At 69.1% G+C, this 18,771-nt stretch carries 14 protein-coding genes; 11 read left to right on the forward strand and 3 right to left on the reverse strand.

What is annotated here, in order from left to right:
• The first annotated feature begins 41 nt into the window (after window positions 1-41).
• The 5 genes from MKK50_RS10760 to MKK50_RS10780 all read left to right on the forward strand — a co-directional run bounded on the left by MKK50_RS10760 (window position 42) and on the right by MKK50_RS10780 (window position 4,542).
• Window positions 42-602 carry a Uma2 family endonuclease gene (locus tag MKK50_RS10760; RefSeq protein WP_499022155.1) on the forward strand — a complete coding sequence of 187 codons (561 nt, stop codon included), beginning with the start codon at window positions 42-44 and terminating at the stop codon, window positions 600-602.
• A gap of 71 nt (window positions 603-673) precedes the next feature.
• The gene (locus tag MKK50_RS10765) at window positions 674-1,240 is read left to right on the forward strand and encodes a Uma2 family endonuclease (protein ID WP_499022157.1); all 567 of its coding nucleotides are present in this window, start codon (window positions 674-676) and stop codon (window positions 1,238-1,240) included.
• A 25-nt stretch (window positions 1,241-1,265) separates the two neighbouring features.
• Window positions 1,266-1,607 (forward strand): hypothetical protein, encoded by a 342-nt coding sequence (locus tag MKK50_RS10770; RefSeq protein WP_253372965.1) that lies wholly within the window; start codon window positions 1,266-1,268, stop codon window positions 1,605-1,607.
• A 6-nt stretch (window positions 1,608-1,613) separates the two neighbouring features.
• Entirely contained in the window at window positions 1,614-2,465 is an 852-nt protein-coding gene (locus tag MKK50_RS10775) for a DUF1206 domain-containing protein (protein ID WP_253372967.1), read from the forward strand.
• 103 nt (window positions 2,466-2,568) lie between these two features.
• A complete protein-coding gene (locus tag MKK50_RS10780; RefSeq protein WP_499022159.1) occupies window positions 2,569-4,542 on the forward strand; it encodes an SDR family NAD(P)-dependent oxidoreductase in 1,974 nt (657 codons plus the stop codon).
• A 4-nt stretch (window positions 4,543-4,546) separates the two neighbouring features.
• On the opposite strand, the gene MKK50_RS10785 is transcribed toward MKK50_RS10780, so the two are convergent.
• Window positions 4,547-5,470, reverse strand: coding sequence for an NAD-dependent epimerase/dehydratase family protein (locus MKK50_RS10785; RefSeq protein ID WP_499022162.1), 924 nt, complete (start codon window positions 5,468-5,470; stop codon window positions 4,547-4,549).
• A gap of 11 nt (window positions 5,471-5,481) precedes the next feature.
• A complete protein-coding gene (locus MKK50_RS10790) occupies window positions 5,482-6,489 on the reverse strand; it encodes an MraY family glycosyltransferase (RefSeq protein ID WP_499022164.1) in 1,008 nt (335 codons plus the stop codon).
• Between the two features lie 301 nt (window positions 6,490-6,790).
• Between MKK50_RS10790 and MKK50_RS10795 the strand changes: the two genes are divergently transcribed.
• The 3 genes from MKK50_RS10795 to MKK50_RS10805 all read left to right on the forward strand — a co-directional run bounded on the left by MKK50_RS10795 (window position 6,791) and on the right by MKK50_RS10805 (window position 11,211).
• Window positions 6,791-9,721 (forward strand): EAL domain-containing protein, encoded by a 2,931-nt coding sequence (locus tag MKK50_RS10795; RefSeq protein ID WP_253372977.1) that lies wholly within the window; start codon window positions 6,791-6,793, stop codon window positions 9,719-9,721.
• A 181-nt stretch (window positions 9,722-9,902) separates the two neighbouring features.
• Window positions 9,903-10,226: a hypothetical protein gene (locus MKK50_RS10800; RefSeq protein ID WP_499022165.1), complete on the forward strand. Its 324-nt coding sequence runs from the start codon at window positions 9,903-9,905 to the stop codon at window positions 10,224-10,226.
• Between the two features lie 43 nt (window positions 10,227-10,269).
• Window positions 10,270-11,211, forward strand: coding sequence for a ferredoxin reductase domain-containing protein (locus MKK50_RS10805; protein WP_499022167.1), 942 nt, complete (start codon window positions 10,270-10,272; stop codon window positions 11,209-11,211).
• A gap of 268 nt (window positions 11,212-11,479) precedes the next feature.
• On the opposite strand, the gene MKK50_RS10810 is transcribed toward MKK50_RS10805, so the two are convergent.
• The gene (locus MKK50_RS10810) at window positions 11,480-14,026 is read right to left on the reverse strand and encodes a glycogen/starch/alpha-glucan phosphorylase (RefSeq protein WP_253372983.1); all 2,547 of its coding nucleotides are present in this window, start codon (window positions 14,024-14,026) and stop codon (window positions 11,480-11,482) included.
• Between the two features lie 327 nt (window positions 14,027-14,353).
• Between MKK50_RS10810 and MKK50_RS10815 the strand changes: the two genes are divergently transcribed.
• From MKK50_RS10815 to MKK50_RS10825, 3 genes are all read left to right on the forward strand, one after another.
• A complete protein-coding gene (locus MKK50_RS10815) occupies window positions 14,354-15,985 on the forward strand; it encodes an alpha-amylase family glycosyl hydrolase (RefSeq protein ID WP_499022170.1) in 1,632 nt (543 codons plus the stop codon).
• 253 nt (window positions 15,986-16,238) lie between these two features.
• On the forward strand, window positions 16,239-17,765 hold the full coding sequence (gene glgA, locus MKK50_RS10820) for a glycogen synthase GlgA (protein WP_499022171.1): 1,527 nt from the start codon (window positions 16,239-16,241) through the stop codon (window positions 17,763-17,765).
• Between the two features lie 222 nt (window positions 17,766-17,987).
• Window positions 17,988-18,767, forward strand: a complete 780-nt coding sequence (locus MKK50_RS10825) for a Crp/Fnr family transcriptional regulator (protein ID WP_253372989.1) — start codon at window positions 17,988-17,990, stop codon at window positions 18,765-18,767.
• Window positions 18,768-18,771: the final 4 nt, after the last annotated feature.

The following is an 18,771-nucleotide window of genomic DNA, read 5'->3' on the forward strand; positions in this document are numbered from 1 at the left end:
TTTTTTGTTACGGTGCGTGCCTTCGCACAGGAGGCTGAGCGATGGCTGTCGCCGCGCGTCGCGATACCCGCATGCGGGTCGCCGAGTATCAGGAATGGGTCGTCGGCCGCCCCGATCACGAGCGATGGGAACTGATCGAAGGCATCCCCGTGCTGATGGCGCCCTCCAAGGACCGCCACCAAAGAATTGTCTACAACCTCCTGAGAACACTCGGCGATCTTGCCGACGCAAGAGGATGCTGGGCCGTTCCAGGTCTCGGCATCCTGAGCGAAGCGTTCGATGATTATGCGCCCATCCCAGACGCCGTCGTCCGATGCGGCGCCGAATTGCCCGACGGCTATGCCGACGATCCGCTCCTGATCGTCGAAGTCCTCTCGCCTTCGACGCTCGTTATCGACCGCGGGCGCAAGACTGAGTTCTATCAGTCCGTTCCGTCACTCGCCGTCCTCCTGCTCGTGCAGCAGGACGAAGCGCGGGTGGAGGTCTGGCGCCGGGCGCCGGACTGGACGGTTGAAGTCGCCGGGCCCGGCGCGGTCATCGACCTGCCCGAACTCGGCGGCACGGTGTCCGTGGCGGAGATCTATGCGCGCCTCAGCTTCTGACCCCCCGCCGCACGCCGCTTGCTTGGCTCGGAGGCGGTGCTAGCATCGCGGCCGGTTTCGGAGGTCTCACGATGGCGCTCGCCCTTCGGCGCGACCCCGGCATGCGGGTGGCGGCGTATCAAGCCTGGGTCGCCGACCTTCCGGACGAGGAGCGCTGGGAGCTGATCGACGGCGAGCCGGTGCTGATGGCGCCACAGAGTGAGCGGCATCAGCAGATCGTCGCGAACTTGGTCCGGCATCTTCGACCGTTCGGACGCGACCGCGGCTGCCGCGCGATTCCCGGAATCTCCGTGCTAAGCGACAGCATGGACACCTTCGCACCGATCCCCGACGTGGTGGTGCGTTGCGGGCCCCCGTTGAAGGACGGCTATGCCCGCGATCCCGTCCTCGTGGCAGAAGTCCTCTCACCATCGACTATGAGCCGGGACCGCGGCCTAAAGACCGACTTTTATCGCAGCATCGCCTCGCTCAAACTGTTCCTGATCGCCTATCAGGACGAGCCGCGTGTCGAGGTGTGGCGGCGAGAACCCGATAGCGGCTGGGCATTCGAGGCCAGGGACTTGGGCGGCGCGATCGACCTGCCCGAACTCGGCGGCCGCTTGGCCGTTGCCGAGATCTATGACGACATCGCCTTCTAGACGACGAACCCGCGCGGGACCGGCCTTGCCCCATTTCGAAGACTTCTACGCCAACAAGCTGCGCGGCTCGCTCGGGGTCACCGATGCGGAATCGGTGCTCGACCTGCGCGGGACCAACCGCCCGACCGCGGAGGCCTCGCTGACCGACATGCTGGAGCGCAGCCGCTTCGCCAAGGGCAAGACCGTGGCGATCCGCCTCGATCCGCCGCCGGAGGGCGGGGGCGAAACCCTGTTCCAGCCAATCGGGCGCCAGCTCCTCGACGCCAAGCGCCGCGGCTGGATCGAGCGGCTCCAGACCCTGCCGTCGGGCGACGGGCTCGGCTTCTACGTGGCGCTGGCGGGCAAGCCCGACCGCGAGCGCGACTGAACCGGGATGGCTTGGAGTCGGAACGACAACGCCCTGGAGCACCTCGCCCGCTTCGGCTACGGCGCGCGCGGCTTCGTCTACTGCGTCGTGGGGGCGCTCGCCGTGCTCGCCGCCCTCGGACAGGGCGGCTCGGCCGGCGACAGCAAGAGCGCGATCCGTGCCGTGCTCGGCGGCCCGTTCGGCGCCGTCGTCGTCGGGCTGATCGCGCTGGGGCTCGCGGGCTTCGCCGTATGGCGCTTGTTCGAAGGCGTGACCGACGCGGACCGGCGCGGGCGCTCGCCGAAGGCGCTCGCCGTGCGCGGCGCCCACCTGATCAGCGCCGTGATCTATGCCGGCCTCAGCCTCACCGCGGCCCGCCTCGCCTTCGGCATCGGCCGCGCCTCGGCCGGCGGCGACGGGGTGCGAGACTGGACCAAGTGGCTGCTCGACCAGCCCCTCGGCCCCTGGCTCGTCGGGATCGTCGGGCTCGGCATCGCCGCCGCCGGGATCGGCTACGCCGCCAAGGCCTGGAAGGGCAACGTCACCGAACGACTCTCCCTTCCCGCCGGCTCCGAGGCCTGGATCGACCAGCTCGGCCGGTTCGGCTACGCGGCGCGAGGGCTCGTCTTCCTGATGATCGGCGGCTTCGTTCTCACCGCCGCCTGGACGCAGGCCTCCTCCGACGCCTCGGGTCTCTCGGGCGCCTTCTCGGCGCTGCGGGCGCAACCCTACGGCTGGGTGCTGCTCGCCATCGTCGCCGCCGGCCACTTCGCCTTCGGCGCCTTCGGCCTGATCCAGGCCCGCTATCGCCACATCGACGCCCCGGATCTCGACGAAGGGGATGGGGCGGTGGCCAAGGCGGTCCGCGCCGCGCGTTGACAATCCCCCCGGTCGGCGCCGATACCGCGCTCCGCCTGGAGCATCGGCCTTGTGCCGAAAACCGGTCTCCATCGTTCGGGCCGATGCTCTGACACGAAGCACCATGCAGAAGCGCACCTTCAAGACGGCGGTGATGGTCGTCCACGACCTCGCCGCGACCGCGGCGGCCGTGGTGCTGACCTTCGTCTTTCGCTTTCAGGACGGAGCGCTGGCCGAGCGCCTGCACGCGCTGCCGCTGCTGCTGCCGCCGTTCCTGGCCTATGCCGGGCTGATCTACGCGTGGTTCCGGCTCTATCGCACCAAGTGGCGCTTCGCCTCGCTGCCCGACCTCGCCGGCATCGTGCGCGCGGCCAGCGTCACCGCGCTGACGCTGCTCGTACTCGACTACGTGCTGGTCTCCTCGAACCTCTACGGGTTCTACTTCTTCGGAAAGGTCGCGATCCTCCTCTATTGGGTCTTGCAGATCTTCCTGCTCGGCGGGCCGCGGCTGGCCTTCCGCTACCTGAAATACGCCCGCTCCCGGCAGAGCCAGGCCCGCGCCGCCACCACGCCGACGCTGCTGCTCGGCCGCGGCGCCGATATCGAGATCGTGCTGCGGGCGATCGAATCCGGCTCGGTCAAGCGCCTCTCCCCGAAGGGCATCCTCTCGCCGCGGGCGGATGAGGCGGGCCAGATGATGCGCGGTGTGCCCGTGCTCGGTGGGTTTCGCGACCTCGAACAGGTGGTGGCCGATCTCGCCAACCGCGGCCTGCCGGTGCGCCGGCTTGTGGCGACGCCGAGCGCGCTGGCGCCCGAATCCGAGCCCGATGACCTCATCGCCCGCGCCCGGCGGCTCGGCCTGCCGCTCGCCCGCGTCACCAGCCTTGGCGAGGGAATGCGCGACGCCGAACTCGCGCCGTTGGAGATCGAGGATCTGCTTCTGCGCCCCACCGTCGCCATCGACCGGCCGCGGCTGGAAAACTTCCTCACCGGCGCCCGCGTGGTCGTGACCGGCGGCGGTGGTTCGATCGGTGCGGAGATTTGCGCCCGCGCCGTCGCCTTCGGCGCTTCGGCCTTGCTCGTCATCGAGAATTCGGAGCCGGCCCTGCACGCCGTCCTCAACGGCCCGGCCCTGCTCCACGCCGAGGCCACGGTCGAGGGTGCGCTCGCCGATATCCGCGACCGCGAACGGCTGCGCGCGATCCTCCGCGATTTCCGGCCGACCTACGTCTTCCACGCCGCCGCGCTGAAGCAGGTGCCCTATCTCGAGCGCGACTGGGCCGAGGGCATCAAGACCAACGTGTTCGGCTCGATCAACGTCGCCGAGGCGACGGTGGCCGCGGGCGCCCGCGCCCTGGTGATGATCTCGACCGACAAGGCGATCGAACCGGTCTCGCAGCTCGGCGTCACCAAGCGCTTCGCCGAGATGGTGGCCCAATCGCTTGACGCGGAACGCAGCGGCGCGGAGGCGACCCGGCTCATCGCCGTGCGCTTCGGCAACGTGCTAGGCTCGGCCGGCTCCGTAGTGCCGGTGTTCAAGGCGCAGATCGCCCGCGGCGGCCCCGTTACGGTGACCCATGCCGAGATGGTGCGCTACTTCATGACCGTGCGCGAGGCCTCCGACCTCGTGCTCACGGCGGCCTCCCACGCCGATGCGGAGGGGCGCGGCGATACCGGCGATCAGCGCGCGGCGGTCTACGTGCTGAAGATGGGCCAGCCCGTGCGCATCCGCGATCTCGCCGAGCGGATGATCCGGCTCGCGGGCTTCGAGCCCGGCGAGGATATCGAGATCCAGGTCACCGGCGCGCGCCCGGGCGAGCGGCTCAACGAGATCCTGTTCGCCAAGGAGGAGCCGCGCGTGACGCTCGCCGGCATCGAGGGCGTGATGGCGGCCAAGCCCGTCTTCGCCGACCGCACCGTGCTGGAAGGGTGGATCGCGCGCCTGCACGAGGCCGTGGCCGCGGGGGACCGGGCGGCGGCGGAGGCGGTGTTCGAGGAGGCGATCCCGGATTTCCGCAATCGCGCCGGGGCCGTTCCAAGCCCGGAACCAGCAGGAACTGCGGCGTCGCTCCGAGCCGCCGCGGCGACGCCCGCGTAAGACTTCAGTCGCCCGTCCGCGCAAGGGCTGCGAGACCGTCCCGAGACGCCTGCGCCGGCCGCCAACCCAGGGCCTCCAGCCCCTCAGCGCGGGCAATAAGCGAGCCGGACAGCCGGTCGAAGGCGGCCTCGCGGCCGGTGGCGCGGCAGGCGAGGCCGATCAACGGCACCGGGCAGGGTATGAGACCGGGCCGGCGGCCGAGGCCAACGCGGAGCGCGGCGAGCATCTCGGGCAGGGTCAGCGGGTCGGGATCGGCCACCACCAGCGGACGCCGCAGGGGGCCGGGCGCCTCCAACGCGGTCGCCACCGCGCCCGCGAGGCTCTCGACCGAGACCAGCGAGCGGCGCCCGGTCAGGCTCGCGAGCGGCAGGGGATAGGGCGTGCGGGCGAGCTTGAGCAGCGCTGCCATGTTGCCCTTCACACCCTCGCCGTAGACGAGCACCGGGCGCAGGGCGACCCAATCGAGCCCGGTCTCGGCCAGGGCCTCTTCGGCGGCGAGCTTCGAGCGGCCGTAAGGATCGGTCGGCGCGGGCGCGTCCGCCTCGGAGACGGGCGCAGGGGCGCTCGAACCGGCCTGCGCCCGGATCGAGGACAGGAAGACGAAGCGGCCCACCTTGGCTCGTTGTGCCGCCTCGGCGAGCTTACGCGTCGCCTCGGTGTTCGAGTTGCGAAAGTCGTCCTCGGGTGCGCCGGACATGGCGTGAGCGAGGCCCGCCGAATGCACCACCGCATCGACACCGGTAAGCGCAGCGGCCATGTTCATCGGCCGGGCCAGATCGCCGACGACGGCGCCGCTGGCGCCCTCCGGCACCTCCACCGGCCGGCGCAGCAGCACGCGGACCCGGTAGCCCCGCTCCGAGAGGGCCCGCAGCAGGTGGCGTCCGATGAAGCCAGTGGCTCCCGTCAGCGCGATCAGCTTTCCGCTCACCCGTCATCCCCTCACGCGCTGGCAGCCCGCGGCGTCGCGAACCGGCGCAGCAGCCATCCGACCAGCCCCGCCGAGAGGACGAGGCAGACGAGCGTGACGGTCCGAGACGGCCAAAGCAAGGTCACGCCCGCAAGCCCGGCCAGGACGGCCTGCACGGCGAAGACCGAGCCGACGGTCTCCAGCACGGAGAACCCGTGGACGGTGGCGACCTGATAATAGTGGCTGCGATGGGCCTTCCAGACGGCCTCACCCCGCCGCAGGCGCCACAGAAGAGTGAGCGTCGCGTCGGCGATCGGATAGAGCGGCAGGATCAGCGCGGCGGCCAAGCTACCCTCCCCCGCGAGGCGGAACAGCAGCCACGCCACGACCAGCCCGACCGGCAGCGAGCCGACATCGCCCATGAACAGCCGTGCCACCGGCCGGTTGAACGGGGCGAAGCCGAGAAGCCCGCCGAGCAGCGCGCCGGCGACCAGGGTCGGCTCGGGCGCGGTGTGGCCCGCGAGGCCGAGGGCGAACAGGAAGGCGATGGGCGGCACGAACTCGGCCAGCGTCATCCAGTCGAGCCCGTCCATGAAGTTGACGAGGTTCACGAACCAGAGCCCGGCGAGGATCGTGAAAGCGCGCTCAAGCCCCAGCGGCACGTCCGGGAGCAGGCGGCCTTCGGCGGTAATCACGACGGCGGCGACCGCACCGGCCTGGATCACGAGACGGAGCGAAGCCGGCAGTGGCCGGATGTCGTCGACGGCGCCAACGACGGCAAGGGCGATCACGGAGAGAGCCAGCACCGGCAGCTCGATGCCCCCGAGCGCAATTCCGGTCGGCGCGGCGAGAACGGCCACCGTGAGCAGCGCGGCAGCGATGATGGCGATGCCGCCGCCCTGGGGCGTCGGCACCCGGTGGCTGGAGCGGGCATTGGGCCGTGCGAGCGCGTAGCGCTGCAAGAGCGGCTTCAGCAGCACGATGAGACCGGCGGAGAGGAGCGCCGCCAGCGGTACGACGAGGAGCGGGGCGAGGGTCATCGGGTCGTAAGAGGGCGTGCGACAGCCCTCCCCCCTCTGCGGGGGAGGGATTTCAGACTGCGTGTTTCAATCATTCGCATATCGCCCGCTCTACCCGCCCGCACCTGCCCAAGCGAGACCGCGGCGACCGATCCCAACTTGTTTTGGCCGCAAAGCCACGCGATCCGCCTGACGTGGTCCGCCGAAAGAGCGGTGGGTGGGCCGCGCGTCCCCGGCCGGCTCGCCTTGCGGGGGCGGGGAGCCGCCGATACGACTTGGCCGCTCGCCCCCACCGCTCAAGCTGGCTGTCAAGAATCGCCCGTTGCGCACGCTTTCCCTGGCCCTTGCCCTGGCCCTCGCGATCCTGACGGCCGTGGCGGGTTCCCTCGCCGGCCTCCTCGGGACCACCACGCCCGCCTACGCGGTCGAGGCCGTGCGCGTCACCCTCGACGCGCCCGCCATCGACCTGACGCCGACGATCGAGCGCTACCGCTCCGACGGCGACTTGATCCAGATCTCCACCGCACCGGGCAAGGACGGCATCGTGCGGCGCATCGCGGTCAAGGCGCGCGAGGCCGGCGCGCGGCCCGACTGGATGGTGTTCGCGCTCACCAACGACACCGACGAGCAGATCGACCGCCTGCTGGTCGCCCCCCACTTCCGCCTCGTCGGCTCCGGGGTGATCTGGCCCGATCTCGGCGGCTCGCGCATCGCCGCGATCACCGCGAGCGAGGGCATCCGGCCCGAGCGCGACGAGAGCCTCGACGCCGACCAGTTCCTGATCACCATCGATCCCGGCACCACGGTGACCTACGTCGCCGAGCTGAAGGGCCCGAACATCCCGCAGGTCTACCTCTGGGATCAGGATGCCTACCGAAAGAAGACCTCGGGGCTCACCCTCTACAAGGGCATCATCATCGGCATCGCCGGGCTGCTCGCGCTGTTCCTCACCATCATCTTCGTGGTGAAGGGCGCGATCATCTTCCCCGCCGCCGCCGCGCTCTCCTGGGCGGTACTGGCCTATGCCTGCATCGATTTCGGCTTCCTGCAGCGGGTGTTTCCCGTCACCGAACTCGCCGAGCGGATCTACCGGGCCTCGGCCGAAGCCGTGCTCGGCGCGACCCTGCTCGTGTTCCTGTTCGCCTACCTGAACCTGTCGCGCTGGCACGTGCGCTACAGCCACGTCGCCTTCTTCTGGCTCACCTTCCTCGCCGGCCTCGTGGCGCTCGCGGTGTTCGACCCGCCGGTGGCGGCGGGCGTAGCGCGCATCTCGATCGCGGCTGTGGCGGGCGTCGGACTGCTGCTGATCCTGTATCTGGCCGTCCATAACGGCTACGACCGCGCCATCCTGCTGGTGCCGACCTGGCTGCTGCTGCTGGTCTGGGTTGTGGCGGCGGGCTTTGCCATCACCGGGCAGATCGGCTCCGACCTCGTGCAGCCGGCGCTCATCGGCGGCCTCGTGCTCATCGTCATGCTGATCGGCTTCACGGTGATGCAGCACGCTTTCGCCGGCGGCGGCCTCAGCCACAGCCTCGTCTCGGACACCGAGCGCCGGGCGCTGGCGCTGACGGGGGCGGGCGACATCGTGTTCGACTGGGACGTACCGGGTGACCGCGTCTTCGCCGGTCCCGAGATCGAGGCGCAGCTCGGGCTCAAGCGCGGCACCCTCGAAGGGCCGGCGGCGAACTGGCTCGGCCTGCTCCATCCCTTCGACGTGGAGCGCTACTCGGCGGCCCTCGACACCGTGATCGAGGAGCGGCGCGGGCGCATCACACACGACTTCCGCTTGCGCTCGGCCGATGGTCCCTACGCGTGGTACCGGCTGAAGGCGCGGCCGGTGATCGGCACCGACGGCGAGGTGATCCGCATCGTCGGCACGATCAGCGACGTGACCGAAGCCAAGACCGCCGAAGAGCGGCTGCTGCACGACGCGGTGCATGACAGCCTCACCGGCCTGCCCAACCGCGAGCTGTTCCACGACCGGCTGGAGGCCGCGCTGGCGCTGGCGAGCCAGGATCCGCGCCTGAAGCCCGCGGTGATCGCCCTCGACATCGACCGGTTCAAGGCGATCAACGACGCCATCGGCCTCTCGGCGGGCGACTCGATCCTGCTCACGCTCTCGCGTCGGCTCGGCCGGCTGCTGCGCCCGCAGGACACCCTGGCGCGGGTAGCGGGCGACGAATTCGCGGTGATCCTGCTCTCCGAGCGCGAACCCGACCGCATCCTCTCGTTCGCCGAGATGATCCGGCGCGCCATCGCCACCCCGGTCACCTATGCCGACCGCGAGGTGTTCCTCACCGTCTCCATCGGCATCGCCTTGCACGAGGCGGCGCAGGGCGCCGGCCACCAGGGCAGCGGGCAGACGCGGCGCGAGGAGGTGTTCAAGAACGCCGAGATGGCGATGATCCAGGCCAAGCGCGGCGGCGGCGACCGGATCGAGGTGTTCCGCGCCAACATGCGGCTGGAACGCTCCGACCGGCTGATGCTGGAGGCGGATCTGCGCAAGGCGCTGGAGCGCAACGAAATCAAGGTGCTGTTCCAGCCGATCGTCCGGCTCGAAGACCGTACCGTCGCCGGCTTCGAGACACTGCTGCGCTGGGATCACCCGAAGCTCGGACGCATCCCGCCCTCGACCTTCCTACCGGTGGCGGAGGAGACCGGCGTCATCGTCCCGCTCGGCAATTTCGCCATCGAGCGCACGGCGCTCGAACTCGCCGCCTGGCAGCGCTCCCTCGACGTAGAGCCGCCGATCTTCGCCTCGGTCAACGTCTCCTCGCGCCAGCTCCTGCGCCACGACCTCCTTCACGACGTGAAGACGGTGATCGCCCGCACCGGCGTGCTGCCCGGCTCGCTCAAACTGGAGATGGCCGAGGGACTGGTGATGGAGAACCCGGAATACGCCGCCCAGATGCTGGCCCGCATCCACGATCTCGGTGCCGGGCTCGTCCTCGACGATTTCGGCACCGGCTACTCGGCGATCTCCTATCTCCAGCGCTTCCCCTTCGACACGATCAAGATCGACCAGAGCTTCGTGCGCCAGATGGGCCAGGGCCGCACCGCCATGCTGCGCTCGGTCCTCCGGATGGGGCAGGAACTCGGTCTGGCCACCATCGCCGAGGGCGCCGAATCGGAGGAAGATGCGCAGGTGCTGCAGGAATTCGGCTGCGATTACGCGCAAGGGGCGGCCTTCGGCGAGCCGATGACCGTGCTCCAGGCTCGCCAGCTCGTCGGCGCCGCGCCCGAAGCCGCCTGATCCCGCGATGACGCGGGGGTCTCGCGCTTCTGTTTAAACCTCCCTTAACCATGTTGCGGGAAGGTCCATCCGAACGATCCGGGACGCCGCTGCGGCGGACCCGCCGGACTGAGGATGGACGATGATCGAGGCGACGAGACGCAGGAGCCCGGCCCCCACCGGCAGCGCGATGCGCCGCCTGATGACGCGGCCCATCCACGCGCATCTCGCCGTCGCGGCACAGCCGCGGGCGGTCGTTGCGGAGGCGCCCGAAGCGGTGACGGAGGCTCCGGCGGAAGTCCCCGCCCCCCTGCCCTCCACGTTCGAAGCGGATGAGGCGGATCTCGTGCGCCTGCGCCTTGAAGTGGCGATGATGAAGGCAGCACTCGCCGCCGAGCGCCGAGAGAGCGAGGCGCTTCGGACCAGCCTCGGCCTCGCGGACGCGGAAACGCTGAGCGAGGAGGCGCGGGCCGTCCGCGCGCGCTGGGCCGCGCTGGTCGAGCGCCTGATCCACACCCCGCTCTGATCCTTTCCAAACACCTCTCATCCGATCGGAGCGGGTTGCCGCCATGCGTGCTCCCACGAGCGCCCGTTGTTCGCTTGTCGTCAACGGCCAGCCCCTGCGGGTCTCCCCCGGCGACACCTCCCTGGAGACCGCGCTGGCGGACGGCGTGATCGCCCCGATGACCGGGCTCCTCGGCCAGGGCGCCGGCCCGGCCTCACGGCGGCTGCCCGTTCGGGCGCGGCGGGCAGAGGCGGTGACGCTATCCGCGCCCGATCCGGACGCGACGATCCGGCCGGTCAAGACGCCGGCCCGGACGCTCGCGCGCCGCACCGGCAGCATCGACTCCATCACGGCTTTGGCGCCGCGAGTCCTTCAAGTGGTCGCGACCCTGGAGCGACGGCTTCCGTTCGAGCCGGGTGACCAAGTCGTCGTCACGCTCAAAGGCGGGCGCCCGGTCACGCTCACACCGACGCTCGGCGTCGAGGGCGGGGCGGAGCTGAACGAACTCGTCTTCCACCTGCGCGGCGAGTGCGCCGAGGATCTCACCGCCCTGTTCGGTTGCCCGGTCGAGCCCGGCCGCGCGGTAAAGGTGAAGGGCCCCGTCGGCAACGGCACCTATCGGCCCGGCGGCGGTCGCCTCGTGCTGGTCGCGGCGGAGACCGGATTCGCCGGCATCTGGGCGATTGCCCGCGCCGCGCGCTACATCGAGCCGGCTCGCGAGATCTGCCTCGTGGTCGGCGCGCGCGATCCCCTCGACCTCTACATGCGGCCGTCGCTCGAATGGCTGCGCGCCACCGGCGTCACCCGCATCACGCTCGCCGCCGACCGCCACCGCCAGCGGGGGCCCGATGTGCGCCCCGGCCCGCTCACCGCCCATATCCCGAGCCTGCGGACCACCGATGTGGTGCACGCCTCCGGTTGCCCCTCGACGCTGGGCGCGGTGGAGGTTCTGGCCGCGGCAGCCGGCGCGCGGTTCTACGCGATCCCGCTCGAGGCGGGGGCATAGGCTCCCTTCAAATCGCTTTTCCGGTCTACCTCCCTCATCCCGAGGCGCCGCGAAGCAGCCTCGAAGGGTCTTCCAAAAGCCGCGCGGGCTCTGGAGGATTCTTCGAGGCCCGCTGAAGCAGGCGCCTCAGGATGAGGGTATGGTTCGGACGAACCTGTTCCGGACAGCGCATTACCAATCGGGCACTGCCTGCCCTTCTCGGTCAAAAGAAAAGGGGCAGGACGGATCACCCGCCCTGCCCCTTTCTCGATTCAACCGGCTGCCGGGTTCAGGCCACCTTCACCCGCCAGATCTCCTCAGCATATTCCCGCATCGAGCGGTCGGAGGAGAACCACGCCATGCGCGCGGTGTTGAGGATCGCTGTCCGCCACCATTGAGCGGGGCGCTTCCAGGCCGCGTCGATCTCGCGCTGGACGCGCCAGTAATCCTCGAAATCGACCGTGGTCAGGTAGCGGTCGCCGTGGCGCAACTCGTCCACCAGCGGCGCGAAGCGGGCCGGATCGTCCGGCGAGAACGTGCCGTCGGCGATGGCGTCGAGCGCCGCGGCCAGCCGGGGCGAGGCCGCGATCGCCTGGGTAGCGTAGGCCGGCTCCCTCACGCGGGCGAGCACTCCTTCGGCGTCGAGGCCGAAGATGAAGATGTTTTCCGCGCCGACATGGTCCTTGATCTCGATGTTGGCGCCGTCGAGCGTGCCGACGGTGAGCGCTCCGTTGAGCGCGAGCTTCATGTTGCCCGTGCCCGAGGCTTCCATTCCGGCGGTCGAGATCTGCTCGGAGAGGTCGGCGGCCGGGATAATGACTTCGGCCAGGCTCACCGAGTAGTTCGGGAGGAACACCACCTTCAGCCGGTCGCCGATCTCGGGATCGGCATTGACGACCTTGGCGATGTCGCCCGCGAGCTTGATGATGAGCTTAGCCTGCACGTAGCTCGGCGCCGCCTTGCCGGCGAAGATCTTGACCCGCGGCGTCCAGTCCTTGTCGGGGGCCTGCTTGATGGCCTGGTAAAGCGCCACCGTCTCGATCAGGTTGAGGAGCTGGCGCTTGTACTCGTGGATGCGCTTGATCTGCACGTCGAACAGCGCCGACGGATCGACCGTGATGCCGGTGCGCTCGGCGATGACCTGGGCGAGGCGCTGCTTGCGGATTGTCCGCACCGCCGCGTAGCGCTGGCGGAACTCCGGATCGTCGGCGAACGGCACCAATCGTTCGAGCTGTGTCGGATCGTCGAGCACGCCCTCGCCCGCCGCCTCGACGGCGAGCGCCGTCAGCTCCGGGTTGGCGTTGTGCAGCCAGCGGCGGAAGGTGATGCCGTTGGTCTTGTTGAGGATCTTCTCCGGCTCGATCGCGTGGAGATCCTTAAACACGGTCGATTTCAAGAGCTCGCTGTGGAGCGCCGAGACGCCGTTGACCCGGCGCGAACCGTGGAAGGCCAGCGGTCCCATGCGCACGCGCCGGCCGTGCGACTCGTCGATCAGCGAGACGGTGGACACGTCGAACGCCCCGCCCGATGCGCCGCCCTTGGCGTTCTTGCTCTGCTCTTCGAGATGCAGCCAGTTGATGAGGTAGATGATCTGCATGTGGCGCGGCAGCAGCCGCTCCATCAGCTCCACCGGCCAGGTCTCCAGCGCCTCGGGCAGCAGGGTGTGGTTGGTGTAGTGCAGCGTGTTGGAGGTGATCTGCCACGCATCCTCCCAGGGGAGGTCGTGATCCTCCATCAGGATGCGCATCAGCTCCGGCACGGCGATGGCCGGGTGGGTGTCGTTAAGCTGGATCGCGGCGTGGTCGGGCAGGGAGCGTAGGGAGCCGCGCTCCGCCACGTGCCGGCGCACGAGATCCTGGAGCGAGGCGGAGGTGAAGAAGAACTCCTGGCGCAGGCGCAGTTCCTGCCCCTCGGCGGAGGAATCGCTCGGGTAGAGCACCCGCGAGATCGCCTCGGCTCGAGCCCGGCCGGCCACGGCGCCGACATGGTCGCCGGCATTGAAGCGCGCGAGCTCGACCGGCGCGTCGGCCTCCGCCTTCCACAGGCGCAGGACGTTGACGTGTTTGCCGCGCCAGCCGACGATCGGCACGTCGTGGGCCACGGCGTTCACGGTCTCGGCCGGGTGCCAGTGGCGGCGGATGTGGTGGTCGCCCTGGCTCGTCATGGTGACGTGGCCGCCGAAGCCGATCTTGTAGGTCGCCTCCGGCCGCGGGAACTCCCACGGATTGCCTTCAGCGAGCCAGGTCTCCGGCGCCTCACGCTGCCATCCGTCCTCAAGCGACTGGCGGAACAGGCCGTGATCGTAGCGGATGCCGTAGCCGATCGCGGGGATCGACAGGCTCGCCATGCTTTCCATGAAGCAGGCGGCGAGCCGCCCGAGGCCGCCATTGCCGAGTGCCGCATCGGGCTCGGCCCCCTCGACGCTGGCGAGATCGACGCCGAGGTCGCGCAGCGCGGCCTTGGTGGTCTCGACGAGGCCGAGATTGTTCATGGCGTCCGACAGCAGCCGGCCGATCAGGAACTCAAGCGAGAGATAATAGACCCGCTTCTCCGGCACGTCGGCGGCTTGCGCACCGTAGCAGGCGTCGATGATCCGGTCGCGCAGCGCCAGCGCCGTGGCGGCGAACCAGTCGCGCTCGCGGGCGACATCGGACGTCTTGCCGAGAGCATAGTGGAGCTTGGCGCGGATGGCCTCGCGCAATTCAACCACCGCATCGCCATCGGCAACGGGGCGGGGCTTAACATATGTGGCGGCGGCCCTTGCGGACTTCGCCGATGAAGCGGGAGCGTCCGCTTCGCCGTTCCGGACGAGAACGGACAGAGCTTCGTTCAGCACCTGGGTATCCCCCTTCGTTGCAGCCGAGGATGTCGGACGGACGCAAAGTCTGGCCGCTTCTTGCGGCGGCACGATGACCCGCGACGTGGTCTGTCGCCCTGCTCCGCCATGGTGTTGCCGGTCGCAGGACTTGTCGAGACACATGCGTCGGAACAAAGCTTTCGCAAGTCGTGTGCCCACAGGACTGTGTCATGGTAGACACATCCCCGACGCATCGGCCGGCGCCTCGCGCCAGAGATAACCCCGGCCGCTTGAAGGCTTGCTGAACGGCCCTAACCCTCCTCGGGCGATGCGCACGGCGTCGAGGGCAGCATCGCGGGAGGTCCGATGGGCGGTCCGATATCCGGGACGAACGGCTCCGAAGCGGCTTGGTGGCAGAGCGGGACAGTCTATCAGGTCTATCCCCGCTCGTTCCAGGACACCGACGGCGATGGCGTCGGCGACCTTCGGGGGATCACGGCACGGCTGGACTACCTCGCTTGGCTCGGTGTCGATGCGGTGTGGATCTCGCCGTTCTACCGCTCGCCGATGGCCGATTTCGGCTACGACGTGGCCGATTACTGCGCAGTCGATCCGCTGTTCGGCACGCTGGAGGATTTCGACGCGCTGATTGCCGAGGCGCATCGGCGCAAGCTCAGGGTGATCCTCGACTTCGTGCCCAACCACAGCTCGATCGAGCATCCGTGGTTCACCGAGAGCCGGGCGAGCCGCGAGGCGGCCAAGCGCGACTGGTACATCTGGCGTGATCCCGCCCCCGATGGCGGGCCGCCCAACAACTGGCTCTCGAATTTCGGCGGCCCGGCCTGGACCCGTGATCCGGCCACCGGCCAGTACTACTACCACGCCTTCCTGCCCGAGCAGCCGGACCTCAACTGGCGCAACCCCGAAGTGCGGGCGGCGATGCACGACGCCCTGCGCTTCTGGCTGGCCCGCGGCGTCGATGGCTTCCGCGTCGATGTGATCTGGCACCTGATCAAGGACGAGGGATTTCGCGACAACCCGCACAATCCCGAGTTTCAGCCGCATCAGGCCGGGATCAACCGCTTCCAGCAGGTCTATTCCTGCGATCGGCCGGAGGTGCTCGCGGTCATCGCCGGGATGCGCGCGGTCCTGCGCGAGTACGGCGAGCGGGTGCTGATCGGCGAGATCTATCTGCCGATCGAGCGGCTGGTGACCTATTACGGGCCCGGCCTGACCGGGGCCGATCTGCCCTTCAACTTCCAGCTCATCCAGACACCGTGGCGCGCCGACGCGGTGGCGGCCTTGGTAGCGGAATATGAAATGGCCCTCCCCGACGGCGGCTGGCCGAACTGGGTGCTCGGCAACCACGATCAGCCCCGCATTGCCGCCCGCGTCGGCGAGGCACAGGCCCGCGTCGCGGCAATGCTGCTGCTGACGCTGCGCGGCACGCCGACGCTCTATTACGGTGACGAGATCGGTCTCGCTCGCGTTCTGGTGCCGCCTGAGCAGGCACAGGACCCATGGGGGCGCAACGAACCCGGTCATGGCCGCGACCCCGAGCGCACGCCGATGCAGTGGGAGGACGCACCCAATGCGGGCTTCACCACCGGTACGCCGTGGCTGCCGCTCAGCGCGGATGCGGAGCGGCGCAATGTCGACGAGATGCGCGATGATTCCCGCTCGATCCTGACGCTCTACCGCCGGCTCCTGTCCCTGCGCCGTGACCATCCGGCCCTGTCGATCGGAGATTGGCGGGGCCTGTCGCTCTCAGCGGATCTCGCCGCCGATGTTTTTGCCTTCGAGCGCGCCTCGGGTGGCGACGTCTTACGCATCCTGCTCAATTTCGGCAGCCTGGAACGGACGATCCCCTTGGAGGATGGGGGCTGGACGATCCTGCTCTCGACCCATTCGGGACGGGCGGGTGACAGGGCCGACGACCATATCCGGCTCGCACCCGATGAAGGCGTCATCCTGAAGCCGGCAATCCGACAGGGCTGATCGATGCGGCACTGCACTCTGTGCATTCAACCCGCCTAAAACCGGGATGGATGCGCAGGACACTTTCGCCATTCGCCCAGCGCAGACAACCCATGATGGAAGCGCAGGCACTCACCCACAAATATCGGTCTGAACATGGCCTGAATTGTGCGATGCAACGGAACGGATTGCCTTCCGGAGCATTGCAATGCCGAGCGCAGCAGCGGCGGTTCCCGCCCTTCACGAGCCGCGCCGGTGGCGTAGGGGTCAATCGATGGCTTATGTGGATCTCGGTGGGCTCCCGGTCACCGATCCACCGACTGCCGCCTTCGAGCCCGAGCCCCGATTAGGCAACGCTCTCCTCCCCCGCATTCTCTACGCCACCCCCGAGATGGCAGATTTCGTGAAGACCGGCGGCCTCGGCGAGGTTGCGGGCGCCCTGCCCCGCTCCCTGCGTCGCCACTACGACGTCCGCGTTCTCATTCCCGGCTACGCGCAGGTTCTCGCCGGGCTCGACAACCTGACGATGATCGCCCGGCTCGGCAGCTTTGCCGGCGTTCCGGGCTGCGAACTCGGCTTCGGCACCACGCCGGACGGCCTTGGCGTCTACGTGCTGGTTGCCCCCGATCTGTATGAGCGCGACGGCACGCCCTATGGCGACGAGCGCGGCGATTTCGGAGACAACGACCTGCGGTTTGCCCGCCTCAGCCGGGCGGCGGCGGAACTGGCCGGGGGCATCGACCCGTTCTGGTCGGCCGACCTGCTGCACCTCAACGATTGGCAGACTGCGCTGGCCCCGGCCTACATGTCCTGGCTGGGCATTCGCCGCCCGAGCGTGCTGACGATCCACAATCTCGCCTACCAGGGCCTGTTCCACCGCGACAATCTCGGCCGGGTCGGCGTACCGGACCACGCCTTCCAGATGGATGGCGTTGAGTTCTACGGGCAACTCTCCTTCCTCAAGGCCGGCATCTATCACGCCTCGCACGTTACCACGGTGAGCGAGACTTATGCCCGCGAGATCACCACGCCCGAAGGCGGCTGTGGCCTCGACGGCCTGCTCCGCACCCGCGCCGCACAGGGCCGCCTGACCGGCATTCTCAACGGCATCGACGAGAGCTGGGATCCGCGCACCGACCCGCACCTCGCCACCCGCTTCGAGACCGACGACTGGAAGGGCAAGCGGGCCAATGCCGACGAGGTGCGCAAAGCTTTCGGCATGGCGGTCTCCCGCGGGCCGCTCTTTGCCATCGTCTCGCGCCTCGTGCACCAGAAGGGGATCGACCTCAGCATCAGCGCCGCCGAGTCGATCGTCGCCGAGGGCGGCCAGCTCGTGGTGATCGGCCAGGGCGAGGGCCGGTTCGAGGAGGCCCTGCGCGATCTCGCCGGGCGCCATCCCGACCATGTCGGCGTCTATGTCGGCTTCCGGGAAACCGAGGCGCGCCGCATCTTCGCCGGCAGCGATTTCCTTCTGATGCCCTCGCGCTTCGAACCCTGCGGGCTGGCGCAGATGTACGCGCAGCGCTTCGGCTCCCTGCCGATCGTGCGCCGCACCGGCGGCCTCAACGACACGGTGGAGGACGGGGTCACCGGCTTCACCTTCGGTGAGGCTTCGCCGAAGGGGCTGACCTCGGCGATACGCCGCGCCTTCGAGACCTTCGGCCAGAAGAAGCGCCTCAACACCATGCGGCGCAGCGCCATGTCCCGCTCCTTCGGCTGGGACGGGGCGGCGCTGAACTACTGCAACCTCTACGCCCGCGCCTTCGGCAACCACACCGCCCGCCGTTGGAAGGCGGCCTGAGACGCAGGCCGCCACGGTTTCCGCCCGAATCGAGCGGGCAACCGTGTCAGCAGGCCCACGCGGCGCTCCAAAGAAGTCCACATCCGCCCTTGCGAAGGGGCCAATCGGACTGGCGATGACGCCCGACACCGTTGCGGGAACATCGCGTTCGCAGGGACGGTTTCCGGCAAAATCTCCTTTTGCTTCCATGGCACGGAACGACGCAATCCGCGTTGTGCGTGCATGGACGCGACTGTGACGCTCACGCGCACGAACCCTCTGATCTTAAGGCTTCGCTACGGCGCGGATCTCGATGCCGGCGACAAGGCGTTGCTGGCCGACCTATCGCGATCCAGCCGCAGCCTGGAGGCGCAGCAGGATATCGTGCGGGCCGGCGACCGGGCGGCGGGTGTCCACCTCGTGCTCGAAGGCTACGCCTTCCGCTACAAGCTCATCAATGATGGACAGCGCCAGATCCTCGGGTTGCTCCTCCCGGGCGATTTCTGCGATCTGCAATCGATCGTGCTCGGCCCGTCCGACCACTACATCGCGGCGCTGACCGCGTGCACCGTCGCCGACATCCCGCAGGATCGGGTCGATGCCCTGGTCTTCCGCGATTCGCGCCTCTCCCGGGCTCTGTGGTGGGCGACCCTGGTCGATGAGAGCATCCTGCGCGAATGGCTGGCCAGCATGGGCCAGCGCTCGGCCGACAAGCGCATCGCCCACCTGTTCTGCGAGTTGCTGCTGCGCCAGCAGCTCGTCGGAGCGGCCGGGGAGCGGGACTGCCCGCTGCCCCTGACCCAACCGATGCTCGCCGACATCCTCGGTATCACGACGATCCATGTCAGCCGCATCCTGCGCGATCTGCGCCTTGCCGGGCTGATCCAATTGAAGGACCGCCAGCTCCACGTTCCGGACGTCAAGCGCCTGCAGGCGTTCTGCGACTTCGATCCGACCTACCTGCACCTCATAAGGATGCCGGATCTCGAAGCCGCCACGGACATGGCTCGCACCGGACACTGACGCT

Origin of the sequence: Methylobacterium sp. J-043 (assembly GCF_022829505.1) — a bacterium.
Classification (GTDB): domain Bacteria; phylum Pseudomonadota; class Alphaproteobacteria; order Rhizobiales; family Beijerinckiaceae; genus Methylobacterium; species Methylobacterium extorquens_A.